We start from the raw sequence: 15,840 nt of genomic DNA, 5'->3' as shown, positions 1-15,840 counted from the left end.
TTCCTCCGGATGGTGACGACGCGGATCCAGTGCCGCCAAGAAACCTCCATCTCCTGAGGAGCAGGAAGTACAGGTCACGGAAATTCAACCTCGACAAGCCGCAGCCAAGCACCATCTTCGGACGCATCGGCATCGACGACGTTTTCAGGACCGGCAAACAGCACGACATTGGCAGCCGCAGATCCCAAAGCCGAAACGTAGCGGATGCCGTGGGGGCTCCCTACAGAGAATGGCCAGTCTCTGAAGAACTCGGTGACGATCTGGGTCGGGATGTAGTCGACATTCACACGATTGTCCTGCTCGACCGGCTCCGCCATCTCTCGAGTCAGCTGGTGCAGAAACGACAGGCCCTGACGAACCCGCCGAGGCGCACTCGAAAAGAACCCCGGAATCCGTGGAAGCTCGGCAAGGTCGACCAGGATGATCGGCATCTCGGTTTGAAAGCGCGCCAGAACAGGCTCGTCTGCGCGGGCCTCGGCGATTGCGGAAGGTCCGTCTTCCGCGCCATAGAACATAGGGATCCCAGGCGGGTTCATACGGTTTGATTGCAGACAAATGCGGGCAGGCGGCGGGCCAAGGGCGGCGGCCGTAGGTTCGAACGGCGGGACGGTCTGGTTCCGCACGCGATAGTAGGATTGCCCGACAGGCACCGAACGCACCAATCCCAGTTCTTCGATGAGCTCTGCAAGTTCCACTAAAAACATGCCGGCAGAACGTTCATCCGGGTGCGACACATCGCTTGCGCCGACAGAGTGAAAAAAGAACCTTCGCTCCGACATCGTAATGCGTCGAAAATCGCGCCAGCTAAACGCCATGCTGTCGTCGAATTCGAGGGAAAGCCAGTCGTACTCACACCAGACATCGTCCTCGATCTCGCCCAGCAGATCGTACATCAGCCGGTCGTGATCTCGAGCTTCGATAACGAGGCCAATTTCGTCGAAAAGCAGCTCTTGTGTATCCCAATGCGACCCCAGGTAACCACCTTCACGGGAATCGTAGGGCAACTGGTCGACTGCGGCGCCATAGAATGTTCGCATCCGGCCTTCGATGAACTCCGCGATCTCTTCAAGGGGCAAAACCTTCCGTCGACGCGCGCGGCAATAGCTGCACCTGCCGCGGTCCCCATCGTTCCGGACAATGTCCTTGAGATCTTCGTCGCCAAAACACTTTCTGCAGACGTATCTGTCGGAAACGCTGTCTTGTCGGAAGTTGGCGGGGTCGATGCGGCTCATTGCACTAGGGTATCAAAGGGCTGGAGGTTCGATAAACTCTGGCGGAAGATATCTGTCTCACTATGTGGGTTCGACAAGATTCGGAAGCTGGAAAGCCAGATCAAGCCGCTCCAGAATCCGGGCAGCCAGAGTCTCGGTCGCCGTCCAGCCCGGTGTGTAGCTATCCGGCGTCAGGCAAAGTGTCAGGACTCCGATGGTCCCACGATCCATCGCATCCTTGAGGCCTGTGGCTACGGCGTCAATGTAGTCATCGGAGACCATCATGCGAATGTCCGACTCAAACTGGCAGTAGAAATAATCCAGGTCGATGTTGACGATCCATGGCCCTTCCCGTTCGGCAAGCCAATACGAGAGATTCTCAGGTAGTTCCCATGGCGAACTGTACATCGGATGGCCGAAGTTCGGTGGGTCCCCATCTTCATGGGTCAGGCAACGGAAGGTCGTGAGGCTGTCCCCGAACTCCCGCAGGTAGATGGAGATATAGTTGTCCCAGCGGATGACAGGACAATCGAAGTCGTCGCTCTGGTAGGTCTTCCCGAGATAGGCATCGATCCCGGCCGCCCAACTTGGCAAATGCTTGAGCCACTCGTCCAATCGGCTCTGAAGCGCGTCGGGATGACGGTCGATGTGTATGAGGGAATGGGGTGTGGTGAGATCGAGTTCGTTCAGCCAGCACCACAGGGCTGCACGATGATTGTCCATCACGTAGACATTGCCCGCTTTGCAGAGAAAATTCTGTTCGACGGACCCTGAATGGTTTCGTCCCTTGAAGGGGACGATCCACTCCCATTCGGTTATCATTCGTGTTCGCCTTTCAATGATACTCAACCCTCATTTCTTTGGAGTTCCAACTCCGGCAGGTCCCGCAGACTCTGCAGATCGAAGGTCACCAGAAACGTCTCCGTGGTCACGAAGGTATGCGGCGCCCCGGGCCGCGGCGACCGCGGCCCGCTGGCGATGAGGTCCTTGTAGCGCAGCCGGGCCAAGAGATCGCGGCTGACCTCCTTGCCGAAGATGTCGGCCAGCCCCGCCCGGTCGATTGGCTGATGATAGGCGATGGCGCAGAGCACGCCCATTTCCATCTCCGTGAAGGCGAGGGACTGGTCCCCAAGGTCGGCGGCGGCCTTGATCGCGTCCGCGAACTGCGTCTTGGTCCGGAACATCCATCCACCCGGTACCTGCGCCAGCTCGTAGGGACGGCCGGTGAGTTCGGCCTGGATGTCGTCGATCAGCATCTCGACCGAAGCCCCCTGCCCCACCACGCGGGCCAGGTCCTCGCGACCGACCGGCGAGGCACTGGCGAAGAGCACCGCTTCGACCCGGCCCATCCATTCGCGCCAGCGCAGCTCCTGCGGCAGGTCGTCGAGCTCCCGGTCAAAGACGGCGCCCTCCTCCGCCGCCGGTTTCCGTTTTCGGGTCGCGGTCGTCATGGCGCAATCCCGTAGAGCCGGAACGTCGGTCGCCCGGTCAGTTCCCGCGCCACGCCCAGCTCGACCAGCCGGTCGCAAAGCCGCCGCGCGGCCCGGTCGGTCATCGGAATGTTGGTTCCTCGGATGCGCGGCGACAGTATCGACGCCGGGGCTACCGCATCTTCGGTCAGGAACAGATCGACGGCCGCGCTTGATCCTTTTGCTCGCAGTTTCGGCGCCACGGACCGAAGGGCCTCGGCGCGGCGGGCAAGATCCCGCGCCAGTCGAACCGTCTCCTCGATGGTCTCGAGGATCCGGATCTGAAGCGCCAGCTCGGCCCCCTGCTCACCCGCCGCCAGATCGCGCAGCACGGTCTTGGTGAGACGCTGCGCCGAAACCGGCAGAACCACCGTCCAGTTCAGCGCACGTGCCAGGACGATGTCCGAGAGCAGACACGCGACCCGCTCCGCCCGGTCGTCGGTCTCGAGCACGGCGCGCAGGACGGCGACGCAACCCGCCAACGGCCCATGCGTCCGGGCGCGTTCCAATCCCACGTCAAGCCAGACGCCCACCTCGCCAGCGAACTCCGCACCAACGAAGTCGGCGATCTCGCCTGTCCGGCCTCCGCGAAGCCGGACGCCTTCGCGCCAGAACGCCAGAAGCTCGCCATCCGGCCCCCGCGCTTCGCCCGGCAGTGTCAGGTGGTAGGCATCCCGGATATCCGCCTCCCGCGCCAGCCGCCCTTCTAGTTTCGAGGTAACGGTTGCCGCGCTCAGCGCCAGTCGATTGGCAAGCAATTTCACCGGCACGCCATACCGCTCATCGCCGATCAGTTGATCGAGCACCGTGAGCGCCGCCCCAGACCGAAAGGCCACAGTTTCAAGGGTTTCGGCACGAACGGAGGTGACCCAGCCGGGCAGCTGCGGTAGGGTGCTGAGGTCGTCCGAGATGGCAATGGACTGATATGTCATGCCACAACACTAGTCTCTCGCGGCGCTTTCGTCCACAATATGATGTCGAAACCGCCCCGCCTTGCCCCTCTCCACTATGTCCAATAAGTTTGCCATATCGTGCCCTTCGTGAGACATAAAACATCCGCTACGCGCGACAGGTGCAGCGACATAGACAGTGTTTAGACTACGCAGACAAGATTCTTTATCCTTAGCGCGTAGTTTTGCATTCATCATATTGATATTGTTAAATTTTATTTGACTGAGCGTAAGTTTCCCGCCCTCGGATGGTCTGGACCACTCCGACGCCATCATCAGTGCCTCATCGCTCGCCAAATCGGCGGTGAGGAAGGCGAGAAAATTGGCCTCTTCGGCCTGTTCGGTGTCGGAAACACCTTCTGAGGCCCCCTGCCCTTCCCCACTATCGAGTGACGCCAGATCGCTACGGCGAAGCACCTCCAACAACCAGCTGCTGCTTTTCAACTGACGCTCGGCTTCGGTCGCCATCTCGCCCTTCTTCAGGTGATCAAGGCGTTGCCCCGTGCCCTCGCCTTTCGCCTCACGCACTGCTTCGAGGATCCGGGCCTTTGGCACACGGTTCAGGCAGGTATCGACCGTCGGCTCCCATCCCGCCTCGTCCATGTAGAGGTCGGCCGCCTGGGCAAGCAAGTGGGCTTGCGCCATCCTCCGTGTCAGACCACTGGCGAAGATGCCGGCACCGCAGGCCTTCACCTTCTCGTGGAGTGCGTTGATCTCAAAACTGAGGCAATGCGCGAGCAAGGACAGCCGGCTCCCTTGATCAAAGGAGGTCAGGTAGTCCCAGAGAGCGGCATCGTCTCCAAGCGATAGGTCGGCCTCCCACTCCGTGTGGCGTTCGTCCATCAGCTTGGCCGCCACGCTGTCTTTTAGATCGCTCGCGTGCGCGGACATATAGACGTGAGGCACCGAAGCCTCGAGGCAGTTGCCCGCCGAACTGGACGTCCTGAAGGTGTCGTGGACGAGCTTCAGAAGCATCAGTTTCAAGACGCCGTCAGGCGAACACCCGACAGCTTCGCGCAGTGCTAGTGTCCGGTGCGCCGTCAACTCCATCCAGCCGCTCGGGCACCCTGCCCCGCCCCACATCTGTCGAATTCCTGACCTGAGTCCATAAGAGCTTCTACGACGAGATGCTTGACGAGTTTCGGATCATTGAACATCTAGACAGCGCACACGAGATCATCGTTCCAGAACGCATGCGTCAGGATGACGATCGGGAAGTTACTGTTGGGCGCCACCTACCTTTTTCACCGTCGCGCGACGCGGCATTCATGGATCACTTTGACAAACGGTTTCAGATTGCGGCGCGGTCCTCGAACGGACGGATCATCGCGATTGCATCCACCCATCACCGGCTGAACTACATCCACCCTTTCCCAGATGGCAACGGTCGTTTCAGCAGGATGATGTCTCATGCTATAGCCCTTACAGCTGGGATTGAAGGCCAACGGGCTCTGGTCCTTTTCGCGTGGACTGCCCCGCGGGCTGACCGATTGGGGCGAGTATAAACGGATGATGGATTTTGCAGACAGCCCCCGACGAGGAGACCGTGACGGGCGCGGTAAATTATCCGAGACAGCATTGAAGACGTTCAGCGAATGGTACCTAAAGGTGACGCTCGGCCAAATCAGCTTTTCGGCAAAACTCTTCGATCTTGGCGAACTGGATCAGCGGTATCGTCGTCCTGTTGCAGAAACCATCGATGACATAGCGAGCGCCGGAACTGATCTCCGCCGTTACTTCGGCACGGCGCCCTAGACAGGGCAACGCGCAGATTGTGCTCAAGACGTCCGAGTGTACTGCTCGCATCACGCTGAACAAACTGACCGCTGCCCGATACCTGGCTTCCACCTCGCCGAAGACGCCCGTTTGGTTGGCGTTTCCGTTGGATTATCGAGAGCGACTTTTTGCAAACCTTTTTGGTGACGGTGACCCGGCGGTGGAGCGCTAGAATTACAACGAGAGAACACTGATCGTATTCTGCAACGATTGGCGGCGGGAACCACTGTGTCCATTTGGTGTCCAATTTGTCCACCGCGGTGGACATCTTCAGTTCCGGGGCAAGCTAATGACCGCACATCGTCCCTTGAGCTGGTCTTGGCGCGACCGCCTTTGTAGCTCTCGGAATGATGGCGCTTTCATGAGCGTGGTTTTCCGTCGGACGTCCACCGCGGTGGACACTAGCCGACACACTCGTTGGTCTTGGACGCGCGTTTAATCAGAGCGGCCGGATCAAATTGGGTTTGACGTTGGCCCAGAGTGATACTGTGAAAGTAGGCTCCAAAATCCCTGATGCGTTGCCCTAGCTGTAGCATGATGAAAATCGCGCACGAAGCCTTCTGTGCTCCTATAGTTTTCTTTGCTTTCTCGAACGTTTCGGGGTGAATGCCCATCATCGGCGCAAGTGTTCGGGCATGGTTTTCAATGTCTAACCAACTTCTAAGTCTCTGTGTCGAGAAAGATGTCGCTTGATTGCAGACTGAAGTTAACAAGTCGGGAGTCAGGGCTTCATTGCCTACGTTGCTTTCTAAATCTTTTTTTCCTTTTTCAGATCTAGATTGGTGCCGGACAATTTGTCCGTCATTGGCGGGCAATTCCATAGTTTCTGGCGGGTCATCCGGGGTGGACAAATTCTGGCATTCTGCGTCTGTGTCGGCGAGCAGTGCGCGGTATTCGGGGAGGCTCAGCTTCCTTCGTAGCGTTTTTCTTGCGTGGTTGATGAATGTGTTGCTGGGATCATGCTCTTCCAAATGGGCGAGCTTTGTAAGGATCTGTTTGCGGACAAATATCCGATCCCGCCGGTTATTCTCCATTTCTTGCGCGATGGTGATAAGCTCGCTCGCACGTTGGAGTAGGGGGGCGAGCGATAATCCATAACTGATGCACTCCCCGCCGGATGAACGAACGCGGTAGCGCTTTCGGTTCGAGCTGTCATTGCGCTTGATGAATCCGAGTTCAACGAAGCGGTTGATGTGTCTGCGAAGTGTCCGTTCGTCGATCCCGCCAACGCGATGGCAAATGGAGTAATTTGATGCAAAAACCGTTTCGCCATGGCCAGGCTTCAGAAAGCTGAGCATTGCTTGAAGGGTCTGGATGTGACCAGGGCGAAGCCCGAAAACGCTGCGCGCGTCTCTCAGTGCCCGGAAGATGGTCCAGATATCGATTTCAGATGAGGGAGTTGAGCCGCGCGATGCATCGGCACCAGCAGCCTCGATTGATAGTTTTGTAAATGCCATGGTTTGATCGCGATGACCGTTTGGCCCACAGCTTCCCTGTCTCTTCCCAAGGTTTCACCTGGGAAAAGGCAATAAAAATCGGTTCACCGAATCGGTGACTCTTGACCGGTTTACTGGAGGTTGCTACATCATGAGTGCTAATCGAATGATGAGGGCTCTCCAGGGGAAACTTTGGGGGGCTCTTTTCTTTCTGGCCGTCGCTTTTCTCCTTTGCTCGGGTTCCTCCTTGTGGCTTGGGTTAGGACCCAGAGCCGCTCTCATTCCGCCACGTATCGAAGAGTTGCAAAAGCGCAGCTTCCGCATGCTCCTCGAGCCACTGGCCGAATTCAGGGTTGTCCTTTTTGGCGATCTTGATGGCGATCGCTTTCTGATCGACTGTCAGCGTTCCGACAGTGTCGCCGCTCTCATTCTTGACGACAGACGTCACGCCGCGATTGGCCGGTTTCTTGTCTGCTCGCGCCTTGTGCGAGCAAGCAGAATAGACCGCCTGAAATCTCTCGGGGCTTGGAGTGTCGTCGGGCAGGGCGGCAATCACCTCTTTGGCCGAATTCACCAAGTCTACCTTGTCCGATAGGGCCGCCAAATCACCCCACTGCCGTCTTCCGATGCCATGTGCCGGCCCGATAAGCTGAACAAGCCCATCAGGCAATTGATCGATAACGACTCGGTGGTTGGACACGCCTTGCCGGGTTAACCCCAAAGCATCCTGAATGACACCAGGTTTATATCCAAGCTCCTGCATCTCTTTGATAAACATAGATTTTTCTATGAACGACGGATCGAGTCGAAGGTTGTTCTCCTGACCCTGTGCAATAAGCGAGGCGTCGTCGTCCAATGTGCGAACGATTGCCTTGACCGGTCCTCCGATCTTGCGGATCGCCGCCAGCCTACGGCGCCCGTAGATCACGCGATATCTGTCGGGTTGGCCCGTTGGGCGAACCATGATCGGCACTTGTTGGCCATGCTTGCGAATGCTCTCGGCAAGCTCGTCTATGCTCGTATCTTCCAGCACCAACCGATCGCGAAGGCCATCCATGTCAATCTGATCGGGTTCTATGTCCCGGATCGAATTGGCCGTGATTTCGCGCAACGAGTCCCGTAATCCACCAATAGAGCCGGGCAGCTTTGCAGCTTTTTGCAAGGTAGGGGAGGGAGCCGCGCTCTCTTTTTCGTCCTTCGGAGGTTGGTTGAAAATGTTTCTGGCCATCAGCGACGCCCCCATGCCATTTGAATCGTCTGCTCCAGTTCATCGGCAACGCCGTTCACGCTGGTCAGAGCGCGATCAATCGTTTTCCGGATGAACTGGCCGGGATCAACTTCATAGACGGTTTGCTGGGTCATTCCGGCGTCAGAGATTGCGGTAGACTTCAGCATTGGTTCGGTCATGACCTGGCCGGCGAGAATTGATCTCAGGTAGCCAGCCATTTGGGTCTGTGGCCCGTCTGACGGCTCATATCTAGTGATCAAAAATTTTACGAAATCCCATGTCACACGTCGACCGATCGCTTCTTCCACTGCCTTGACCGTTTCTGACGCAAGTTTCAGGAATTGGCTCATGGAAGCGATGTCCAGCATGCCTGGTACGACCGTCACCAGGAGCCCCGTAGAAGCCGCCAATGCCGTGAGGGTCAGAAAGCCGAGTTGAGGGGGGCAGTCGATCAGTACAATGTCGTAATTTGCCTCTACCTCCTCGAGGGCCAAGGCGAGGCGCTCCGCAAAAATGGGCTGCATCCGACGGGCGAGCGCGTTTGCTGTCTCGGTTTCGTACTCCGAGAGCATCAAGCCCGCCGGGACCATGTCGAGCTTGTGAAAGTAGGACTTCTGGATCACGTCAGCGAGCGGAACTTGATCCTCATATCTCAGAGCATCATAGATTGTTCCGCCTTCGGCGAACTCGAGTTCAGGCCGAAAGCCGAAAAATGTGGTCAAACTTGCTTGCGGATCGAGATCCAAGACCAAAACACGGTAGCCGCGCAAGGCATACCGCTGTGCAAGATGTATCGTCGCTGTTGTTTTTGAAGAACCACCTTTGAAGTTCACGACGGACAGCACCTGAAGCCGGTCGCCATCGCGTCGACCTGGCCGATAAGATTCGGCGTTCTTTCCCGTGCGCTCCAAGATGTTGCGCAATTCGTCTACTTCTTGGGCTGTGTAGAACCGGTGCCCGCGGTTATCAGTATGCACTTCCGGGAAGCTACCGTCCTTGTGCCGGTTGCGCAGGTTAGACGTGCTTACGCGCAGGAGACCGGCAACTTCGGTCGAGCTGAAACGCCGCAGGGCTTTACGCTCTTCGGGTTCGAAGGCGATCTTCATCTGCCGATCCAGGGACTCGGCCAGATTGTCGGCAAACGTGCCGATGTCAGAAGAGCCTATGCATTGCGCATATCCAACGTTACGATCATCCATATCCTGCCGCCCGCTCTTGGCCTCTATAAAGGCTCTTGATCATTTTGACGACGCACAACGTGAATGACGCAATTTGCCGTCAGAATGGGAATGCCACGATCCAGCGAGTCCGGCAAGAAGAATCTAGATGTAGTACAAAAGTTATCCACAGCACCAATTGCGATCGATCTGTTGGCGCATAGTTAAGTAAATGAAAGTAATAATATAATCTCGATCCAGTAGATCGTTTCTTGCGAAAGCAAGGCAAACTTACCTGCTGAGAAACCGGCTTGGTATCATTGGTCGATGGTTCCGCTGGATCAATGCGAACCGGATGATTCTTCAAAATATTGGACGACAACAGGTTCAGTTGCGATGGCTTGTAGGCATATTTTCCACGCAGTACCGGCACGGCGATGGGTTTGCTCTTGGAGCAAGATGGACGTACATTGAACGTCGTTTCTCCAAACCTTGAGAGGACAAGATGCGAGTCGCAAAATTGGGGAGTTATCTGGCTGTCCGTTTGCCCGCCGACCTTGTGGCTGAACTTGGCTTGAAGGCGGGTGATGAGATTGACCTGGTAAAGGACGATGAGACTGTGCATGTTCGGCGTCAGCCTCGCGCGGATGAAATCTTCAAAGCACTGAAGCGGTTTCAGGGCAAACTGCCCAGTGAGACGCGTCTGTGCCTCGACGCTGTGCACGAGCGCTGAAATCGCAGAAACGAATGCCTTTTTTATCTGATCGCTGATGATCCAAAGGCAGATCGAGCAAAGACATCCAAGGGCAGGGGCCCTGGACCTGAATGAGGCTGCAGTAAATGGCTGGAAGAATGCAGGGTTCAGCCGTGAGACCACCGCATCCTCTCTTCTGGAAAGTTATGACATGGCTGTGTTGCGAAGGAGCAAGCCGCTCGATGCTTTCCAGCAGCATTCTACACTGCCTTAAGCTTTTAGCCGGATGCCCTAGCAATTGGGCTATATCCAAGAGTGGCACAAAGTGGGTTGCTTTAAGCGTACTTCATATGCCATTGACTTATACGCCAATGAAGCATAATTGGTAATTCGAGATGACACGACTGCAGACGGTGGTGGAACTGCCCGAATTCCAAAGAGAGGTGGTCCTAGATTTTAGACCAATTTTCAGCCTGGTTAAGATGGATCAGGGCTTCATTTAGGCTGCTATTCTCATTGGTTGTTTTTTGCTGGCATAGGCCTCGTCTGGGGTCAACAAGCCGTGTGTTGAGTGAGGGCGTTCGGAGTTATAGTAACTCAGCCACTGGCCGATCCCGGCGCGCATTTCTGATCCCGTCTCAAAGGCATTCAGATACACGCATTCATATTTCAGCGACCTCCACAGCCGTTCAATCATGCGGTTGTCACGCCATGCGCCTTTACCGTCCATGCTGATTTTGATCTTTGCTTCGGTCAGCACGTCAATCCACGCGCCGCTGGTGAACTGGCTGCCCTGATCGCTGTTGAAGATGTCCGGATCGCCATGTTTAGCGAGCGCTTCTTTCAAAGCCTCGACGCAAAAGTCCGCGTCCATGCTGTTGGACAACCGCCAGGCCAGCACCTTGCGGCTGTGCCAATCCATGATCGCCACGAGATACAAGAACCCGCGCCGCATTGGGATGTAGGTAATGTCTGCGCACCAAACCTGGTTCGCGCGATCAATCACCAAATTGCGCAACAGGTATGGCCAGATCTTATGCTGAGGATGTTTCTTGCTGGTGTTTGGCTCCTGATAGATCGGGACCAAACGCATGAGGCGCATAAGACGGCGGACCCGATGACGACCACATTGGTGGTTGTTGCGCTTCATATGCCGCGCCATCTGGCGCGATCCATACCACGGCGTTTCCAGGAACTGCTTATCAATGATCTCCATGAACCGCAGGTTCTCAGCGGTCTCACCGACGGGCTGATAATAAAGCCGTGACCGCGATAGCTGCAACAGTTCGCACTGTTTGCGCATGCTTAACTTATGATCCCGGCTCACCATTTTTTGCCTCGCGTCCCGAGCAACTGATGCGAGGCTTCGGCTAAAAAATCCCGTTCCACCACCAACTGGCCGATCTTCGAGTGCAGCTTGTCGACATCGGCGGCGCTGACCTGTTCTGGGGCCGCACCACGGCGCGTGAATGCTGTCGCCATGTTATCTATCGCTGCGCGCTTCCACGTTCCGATCTGCGTGGGATGAACGCCATACTTCTTGGACAACTCCGCCAGCGTCATCTCCTCGCGGATCGCTTCAAGCGCGACCCTGGCCTTAAACTCTGGTGAATGGTTCTTGCGTTTCTTCATTTTGGATCGTCACTTTCATCATGCGATCCACCTTAACCACTGGTCCGAATTTCCGCGACCACCTCTAAGGCGTGCCAAAGCAATCATGTCGGAACAAGAGCGCGAGGCTGCAATCAACTTCATTGCTGCTAATCCTAATGACGGAGTGTCACTCGGCGGCGGGCTTCGCAAGGTCCGCATCCCAAGAAGCGGGGGTGGCAAGAGCGGCGGCTTCAGGACGTTGTATGTATTTGGCGGTAACCATATGCCAATCTTTCTGATCACGGTCTTCGCCAAGAATGAGAAGGCCAACCTGTCAAAGGCTGAGCAAGCCGCAGCAGTTGAAATGAGCAAGACGCTTGTCGCTAAGTATGGAGACGGAACATGACTGCATATGAATCGGTGTCGAAAGGCCTGGAAGAGGCGTTGGCATTCGCCGATGGCGACGTGTCCGTCGCCAAGGTTCATGAGGTATCTGTTGGCGATGTCGACGTGGCCGAAGTTCGCCAACGAACTGGTCTCTCACAGGCCGAATTCGCTCGAAGCATAGGAGTAGCAAAGGGCACGCTCTTGAACTGGGAACATGGGCGTCGACACCCGACGGGCCCTGCTCAAGTCCTGCTGGCCTTGATCGCAAAGAAGCCATCGGTGGTTCAGGACCTATTGCGAGGGGCTTGATCCGTGGCGCACGCGATCCCTTTGATACTCCTGTCGAGGATACGCTCAGTGAAGCCTGAGAACTTCTGAGCTCGGAAGCACGGTGAGTGATGTATCATCGGTTAGGAGATAGCGGTAATCCTACATCTACTCCAACATTCCTAGCTTTTCTGCACGTTCAAGCAACATCTTCACCGAAGACGGCTGCCAGCTGGTGCGGCCACGCCGGGTGTGCTCACGCATGGATTCCAGCCTTTCACAAATCGCCTGTAGCGTGATTTCGGGGTTCGCGCCTTTGATGGCAGCCACGATAGCCGGCAGGCGGTCGTCGGTTTCGCGGCGTCCGGCGCGGCCAAGCACTTCATCGGGCAGAAACCCGTCGCGCACATATGCCTTCACGGCGCGGAGCATTCGGCTTTGGGTCCAATGACGATCTGGGGGCAGGGGGCCATTGATGATCCGCAGCACGTCTTCCCAGGCCATATACGGGCGCAGGCGGCGCACATGGGGCACCCAATCTTGCGCGGTCTCGTTCAGGCGCTCCATGTAGCCGTCCTGTCGCGCCAGCCGCACCTTGCGCAGCGCGGCGGGGTCTTTGGTGCGAAGCCCAGGATTGCCACCAACGCGCCCTTTGGCGCGCGCAGAGGCGAGCCCGGCCTTTGTGCGTTCACGGATCAGAGCGCGTTCGAACTCGACCGCAGCGTCCAGAACATGCAGCGTAAACTTACCCTGTGGTGAGGACGTGTCGATTGGGTCTTGGAGCGAGCGGAAGAAGGCGCCTTTGGCCTCTAGACGCTCAATCACCTCGAGAAGATGCGACAAGGACCGCGCAAGCCGGTCGATCCGCACGACGACCAGTGTGTCGCCGCTCTGGACCCGCTCAAGTACACGAGCAAGCACAGGACGCGCGCGATTGCCGCCAGAGGCGTGTTCTTCGAATATCTCGACGCATCCCGCGGTTTGCAGTGCCTCAGACTGGGGTAGGGAGGTCTGATCTTCTGTCGATACGCGCGCAAAACCTATCAGGGGCATGAAATCGGGCCGTTTACAATTCAGGGTATCGCCAATAAACGACCGATGAATCGCGCGATCAGAGCCCCGCGGCTTTAGTCAGGTTCACCCGGAACCGATCCCGACGGCGCTGGTAGCGACGTGTCATCTCGGCCGAGGCGTGTCCGAGCTGTTTCTGGACGTAGCGCTCGTCGACCTCGGCCGAACTCGCGAGACCCGCACGCAAACTGTGACCGGAGAACAGGGCGAGGCGGTCTTTCTCCGGCAGGTCGGCCCGGATGCCGGCGCCCAGGGCGGTGCGCTTGATCAGGCGTGCGACGTGTTTGTCGTTGAGCCGCGTTTCCGATGCGCGTTTGCCGTCGCGTGAGGTGCCGACAAAGACAGGCCCGAAGTCGATCCTGGCGAAGTGCAGCCATTGCTCGAGGGCGTGGACCGGGCAGCTCTGCTTCTTGGAGCCGCGGCCGATCTCGACCTCGCGCCAACCGGTCTTGGCATTGAGGGTCAGGAGGGCGCCTTTCTCCAGGATCTCGACCCATCCGCCACTGTCTGGCGTGTCGTCCTTACCCACATCGAGGCTCACGATTTCCGAGCGACGAAGGCCTCCAGCGTAGCCAATCAAAAGGATCGCCCGATCCCGCAGGCCGCGCAGATCGAAGGGAAGGGTGGCGACCATCGCGAGGATGTCTTCGGCCAGGATCGCGGCCTTCTGAACCGGCGGGCGAGCATGCTTGCGCTTGATCCCCGCCAGGACAGTCGCGATGTGGCGGTTCTCGCGATCGAGAGTGAAGCCCCGCTGGGCGTAGTTCCAGGCCAGGCCCGACAGGCGGCGATCAATCGTGCTGACCGCGAGGGCAGGGGAGGGGCCCGACCCGGACGCCAGGTCCGCGAGATAGAGCCCGATCATCTCCGGGGACGGGGGCAGTGGCTCCGCGCCTTTCATCCGGCACCAGCGTGCGAAGTGGGCCCAGTCCTTGGCATAGGCCTTGAGCGTGTTCTCGGACGCCGCCGCCCGGGCGTAATCGCGCGCGGTGTCGACCAGGCGATCCAGCGTGCCCGACCCGGCGACATGGGCGGGCAGGGCGATGCTATTGGGTGCCTCTTGCTCGCTCTCGTCGCCGCGCGCATCATCGACCGCACCGGAGGGCGCTGACGTTGATTTCTCGGTCTCTGAGTCCATTGTTTCCCTGAAAACCCGCTGATTTTGAGACTGTGCCGCAGCGTATCTAGATATGTCCGATAAGGCAAACTTATTGGACATAGTCTAGAGCGGCAGGGTGGGGCGGTTTGCACATCATATTGTGGACGAAAGCGCCGTGAGAGAATAGTGTTGTGGCATGACATATCAGCCCCCCGCTATCTCCGACGACCTGAACACCCTACCTCAACTACCGAGCAGGGTCACCTCTGGGCGGGCGGAAACCCTCGAAACTGTGGCCGTTCGATCCGGGGCGGCGCTGACAGTGCTCGACCAGCTGATCGTCGATCCCAGGCATGGCGTGCCCGTGAAACTGCTCGCCAACCGGCTGGCGCTCAATGCCGCGACGGCGACCTTGAAATTGAAAGGCCGGTTGGCACGCGAAGCGGATATCCGCGATGCCTATCATCTGACGCCGCCGGGCGAGGCACGGGGCCCCGACGGCGATCTCCTGGCGTTTTGGCGCGCCGCCGTGCGTCTTCTGGCAGGCGGGACGGGTGAGATGCCGACTTGGTCGGCGCCGACTTCACGGGCGACGTAGGCGTCTGGCTGGCATTGCCAGCTTGCTACCGCATCTTGACGCGACTAGCGTTTTGTCATGAAGATACCATCTGAGATGCCGCGCCTGAAGGGCTATCGTTTCCCCCGTGAAGTCGTGGCCTATGCCATATGGGCCTATCAGCTTCGCGCTCATCACGGCGGAAGTAGAGGATCTGCTGGCTGAACGCGGTATAACCGTCAGCCGGGAAACCGTGCGCAAATGGGTGAACCGATTTGGTCTGCATTTCGCCGATTGCATCAAGCGTGACCGTCCCACAGCTGCAGACAAATGGCATCTGGATGAAGTCGTCGTTCCGATCAGCGGCGTGAAGCAGTGGTTGTGGCGAGCGGTGGATGCGAACGGGGACGTGCTGGATATCCTTGTGCAGCCGCGCCGGAACGCTAAAGCTGCCAAGTGTTTCCTTACGCGGCTGATCGCCCGCTTTGGCAAACCGCGTGTTGTCGTTACGGACAAATTGCGCAGTTACCTCAAACCGATCCGGACCCTCGCGCCTGAAGCTGACCATCGGGCACACAAAGGGCTCAACAACCGCATCGAGGGTTCGCATCGGCCGACCCGCAAACGAGAGAAGGTCATGGGTCGCTTCAAATCGATCCAACAGACGCAAAGGTTTCTCGCGGCCCACGACCAAATCAACACGATGTTCAGACCCCGCCGCTACCGCCTCTCCAACATCTCATACCGCCACGCAAGGTCCGATGCCTTCGACCTGTGGCAAGGTTATGCGCTCGAAATGACCGCTTGAGAAAATCGCCTCTGGTCACCGTTACAGGTCAGTGCCTTTAAGTTGGCAATGCCAATGCTGATCCTCCGATTTTCGGGACATTCTATCTTGGCCCGCGCCCCTTTCAGCGGGCCTGGGAAATTTTGGTCTGGGGTGTAT

The 15,840-nt window shown here is 57.7% G+C and carries 14 protein-coding genes and 3 pseudogenes; 6 read left to right on the top strand and 11 right to left on the bottom strand.

The window, feature by feature from the left end:
- Nucleotides 1-74: 74 nt before the first annotated feature.
- The 5 genes and pseudogenes from FIU86_RS21140 to FIU86_RS21120 form a co-directional block, all read right to left on the bottom strand.
- Nucleotides 75-1,232, bottom strand: a complete 1,158-nt coding sequence (locus FIU86_RS21140; protein ID WP_152477355.1) for a HEPN-associated N-terminal domain-containing protein — start codon at nucleotides 1,230-1,232, stop codon at nucleotides 75-77.
- A 60-nt stretch (nucleotides 1,233-1,292) separates the two neighbouring features.
- Nucleotides 1,293-2,033: a UPF0489 family protein gene (locus FIU86_RS21135; RefSeq protein WP_152477354.1), complete on the bottom strand. Its 741-nt coding sequence runs from the start codon at nucleotides 2,031-2,033 to the stop codon at nucleotides 1,293-1,295.
- Between the two features lie 23 nt (nucleotides 2,034-2,056).
- The gene (locus FIU86_RS21130) at nucleotides 2,057-2,662 is read right to left on the bottom strand and encodes an SMC-Scp complex subunit ScpB (RefSeq protein ID WP_152477353.1); all 606 of its coding nucleotides are present in this window, start codon (nucleotides 2,660-2,662) and stop codon (nucleotides 2,057-2,059) included.
- Nucleotides 2,659-3,612: a DUF1403 family protein gene (locus tag FIU86_RS21125; protein WP_152477352.1), complete on the bottom strand. Its 954-nt coding sequence runs from the start codon at nucleotides 3,610-3,612 to the stop codon at nucleotides 2,659-2,661. The genes FIU86_RS21130 and FIU86_RS21125 overlap by 4 nt, the downstream gene beginning before the upstream one ends.
- Before the next feature lie 279 nt (nucleotides 3,613-3,891).
- Nucleotides 3,892-4,699 (bottom strand): annotated as a pseudogene (locus tag FIU86_RS21120) (DNA-binding protein); the annotation flags it as partial.
- Between FIU86_RS21120 and FIU86_RS21115 the strand changes: the two are divergent.
- A pseudogene (locus FIU86_RS21115) lies at nucleotides 4,686-5,578 on the top strand (Fic family protein); the annotation flags it as partial. The pseudogenes FIU86_RS21120 and FIU86_RS21115 overlap by 14 nt on opposite strands.
- A 229-nt stretch (nucleotides 5,579-5,807) precedes the next feature.
- Here the strand turns inward: FIU86_RS21115 and repC are convergent.
- The 3 genes from repC to repA all read right to left on the bottom strand — a co-directional run bounded on the left by repC (nucleotide 5,808) and on the right by repA (nucleotide 9,269).
- Nucleotides 5,808-6,863, bottom strand: coding sequence for a plasmid replication protein RepC (repC, locus tag FIU86_RS21110; protein ID WP_152477351.1), 1,056 nt, complete (start codon nucleotides 6,861-6,863; stop codon nucleotides 5,808-5,810).
- Between the two features lie 238 nt (nucleotides 6,864-7,101).
- Nucleotides 7,102-8,070, bottom strand: coding sequence for a plasmid partitioning protein RepB (gene repB / locus FIU86_RS21105; RefSeq protein ID WP_254704050.1), 969 nt, complete (start codon nucleotides 8,068-8,070; stop codon nucleotides 7,102-7,104).
- A complete protein-coding gene (repA, locus tag FIU86_RS21100) occupies nucleotides 8,070-9,269 on the bottom strand; it encodes a plasmid partitioning protein RepA (protein ID WP_152477349.1) in 1,200 nt (399 codons plus the stop codon). The genes repB and repA overlap by 1 nt, the downstream gene beginning before the upstream one ends.
- Before the next feature lie 463 nt (nucleotides 9,270-9,732).
- Here repA and FIU86_RS21095 point away from each other — a divergent pair, with 463 nt between their 5' ends.
- Nucleotides 9,733-9,960: an AbrB/MazE/SpoVT family DNA-binding domain-containing protein gene (locus FIU86_RS21095; RefSeq protein ID WP_057795750.1), complete on the top strand. Its 228-nt coding sequence runs from the start codon at nucleotides 9,733-9,735 to the stop codon at nucleotides 9,958-9,960.
- 460 nt (nucleotides 9,961-10,420) lie between these two features.
- Here the strand turns inward: FIU86_RS21095 and FIU86_RS21090 are convergent.
- Nucleotides 10,421-11,553 (bottom strand): IS3 family transposase gene (locus FIU86_RS21090; protein ID WP_236544622.1). Its coding sequence is split into 2 segments (ribosomal slippage): nucleotides 10,421-11,301 and nucleotides 11,301-11,553, totalling 1,134 coding nucleotides; the frame shifts between segments, so codons are not numbered across the junction.
- Nucleotides 11,554-11,638: 85 nt separating this feature from the next.
- Between FIU86_RS21090 and FIU86_RS21085 the strand changes: the two genes are divergently transcribed.
- Together FIU86_RS21085 and FIU86_RS21080 are read left to right on the top strand one after the other, a co-directional pair.
- Nucleotides 11,639-11,920 (top strand): type II toxin-antitoxin system RelE/ParE family toxin, encoded by a 282-nt coding sequence (locus tag FIU86_RS21085; RefSeq protein ID WP_152477428.1) that lies wholly within the window; start codon nucleotides 11,639-11,641, stop codon nucleotides 11,918-11,920.
- Nucleotides 11,917-12,210, top strand: coding sequence for a DNA-binding transcriptional regulator (locus FIU86_RS21080; protein WP_057795746.1), 294 nt, complete (start codon nucleotides 11,917-11,919; stop codon nucleotides 12,208-12,210). Before FIU86_RS21085 ends, FIU86_RS21080 begins: the two co-directional genes overlap by 4 nt.
- A 126-nt stretch (nucleotides 12,211-12,336) precedes the next feature.
- On the opposite strand, the gene FIU86_RS21075 is transcribed toward FIU86_RS21080, so the two are convergent.
- Entirely contained in the window at nucleotides 12,337-13,221 is an 885-nt protein-coding gene (locus FIU86_RS21075; RefSeq protein ID WP_152477348.1) for a recombinase family protein, read from the bottom strand.
- A gap of 58 nt (nucleotides 13,222-13,279) precedes the next feature.
- Nucleotides 13,280-14,377 carry a tyrosine-type recombinase/integrase gene (locus FIU86_RS21070; protein WP_057795742.1) on the bottom strand — a complete coding sequence of 366 codons (1,098 nt, stop codon included), beginning with the start codon at nucleotides 14,375-14,377 and terminating at the stop codon, nucleotides 13,280-13,282.
- 157 nt (nucleotides 14,378-14,534) lie between these two features.
- Between FIU86_RS21070 and FIU86_RS21065 the strand changes: the two genes are divergently transcribed.
- A complete protein-coding gene (locus FIU86_RS21065) occupies nucleotides 14,535-14,936 on the top strand; it encodes a DUF1403 family protein (protein WP_254704049.1) in 402 nt (133 codons plus the stop codon).
- 57 nt (nucleotides 14,937-14,993) lie between these two features.
- Nucleotides 14,994-15,702 (top strand): annotated as a pseudogene (locus tag FIU86_RS21060) (IS6 family transposase).
- The last annotated feature ends 138 nt before the right edge of the window (nucleotides 15,703-15,840 follow it).

Source organism: Roseovarius sp. THAF9, from assembly GCF_009363715.1.
In the GTDB taxonomy this organism is placed as follows: domain Bacteria; phylum Pseudomonadota; class Alphaproteobacteria; order Rhodobacterales; family Rhodobacteraceae; genus Roseovarius.
This window is presented reverse-complemented; position numbering and strand designations above follow the sequence as displayed.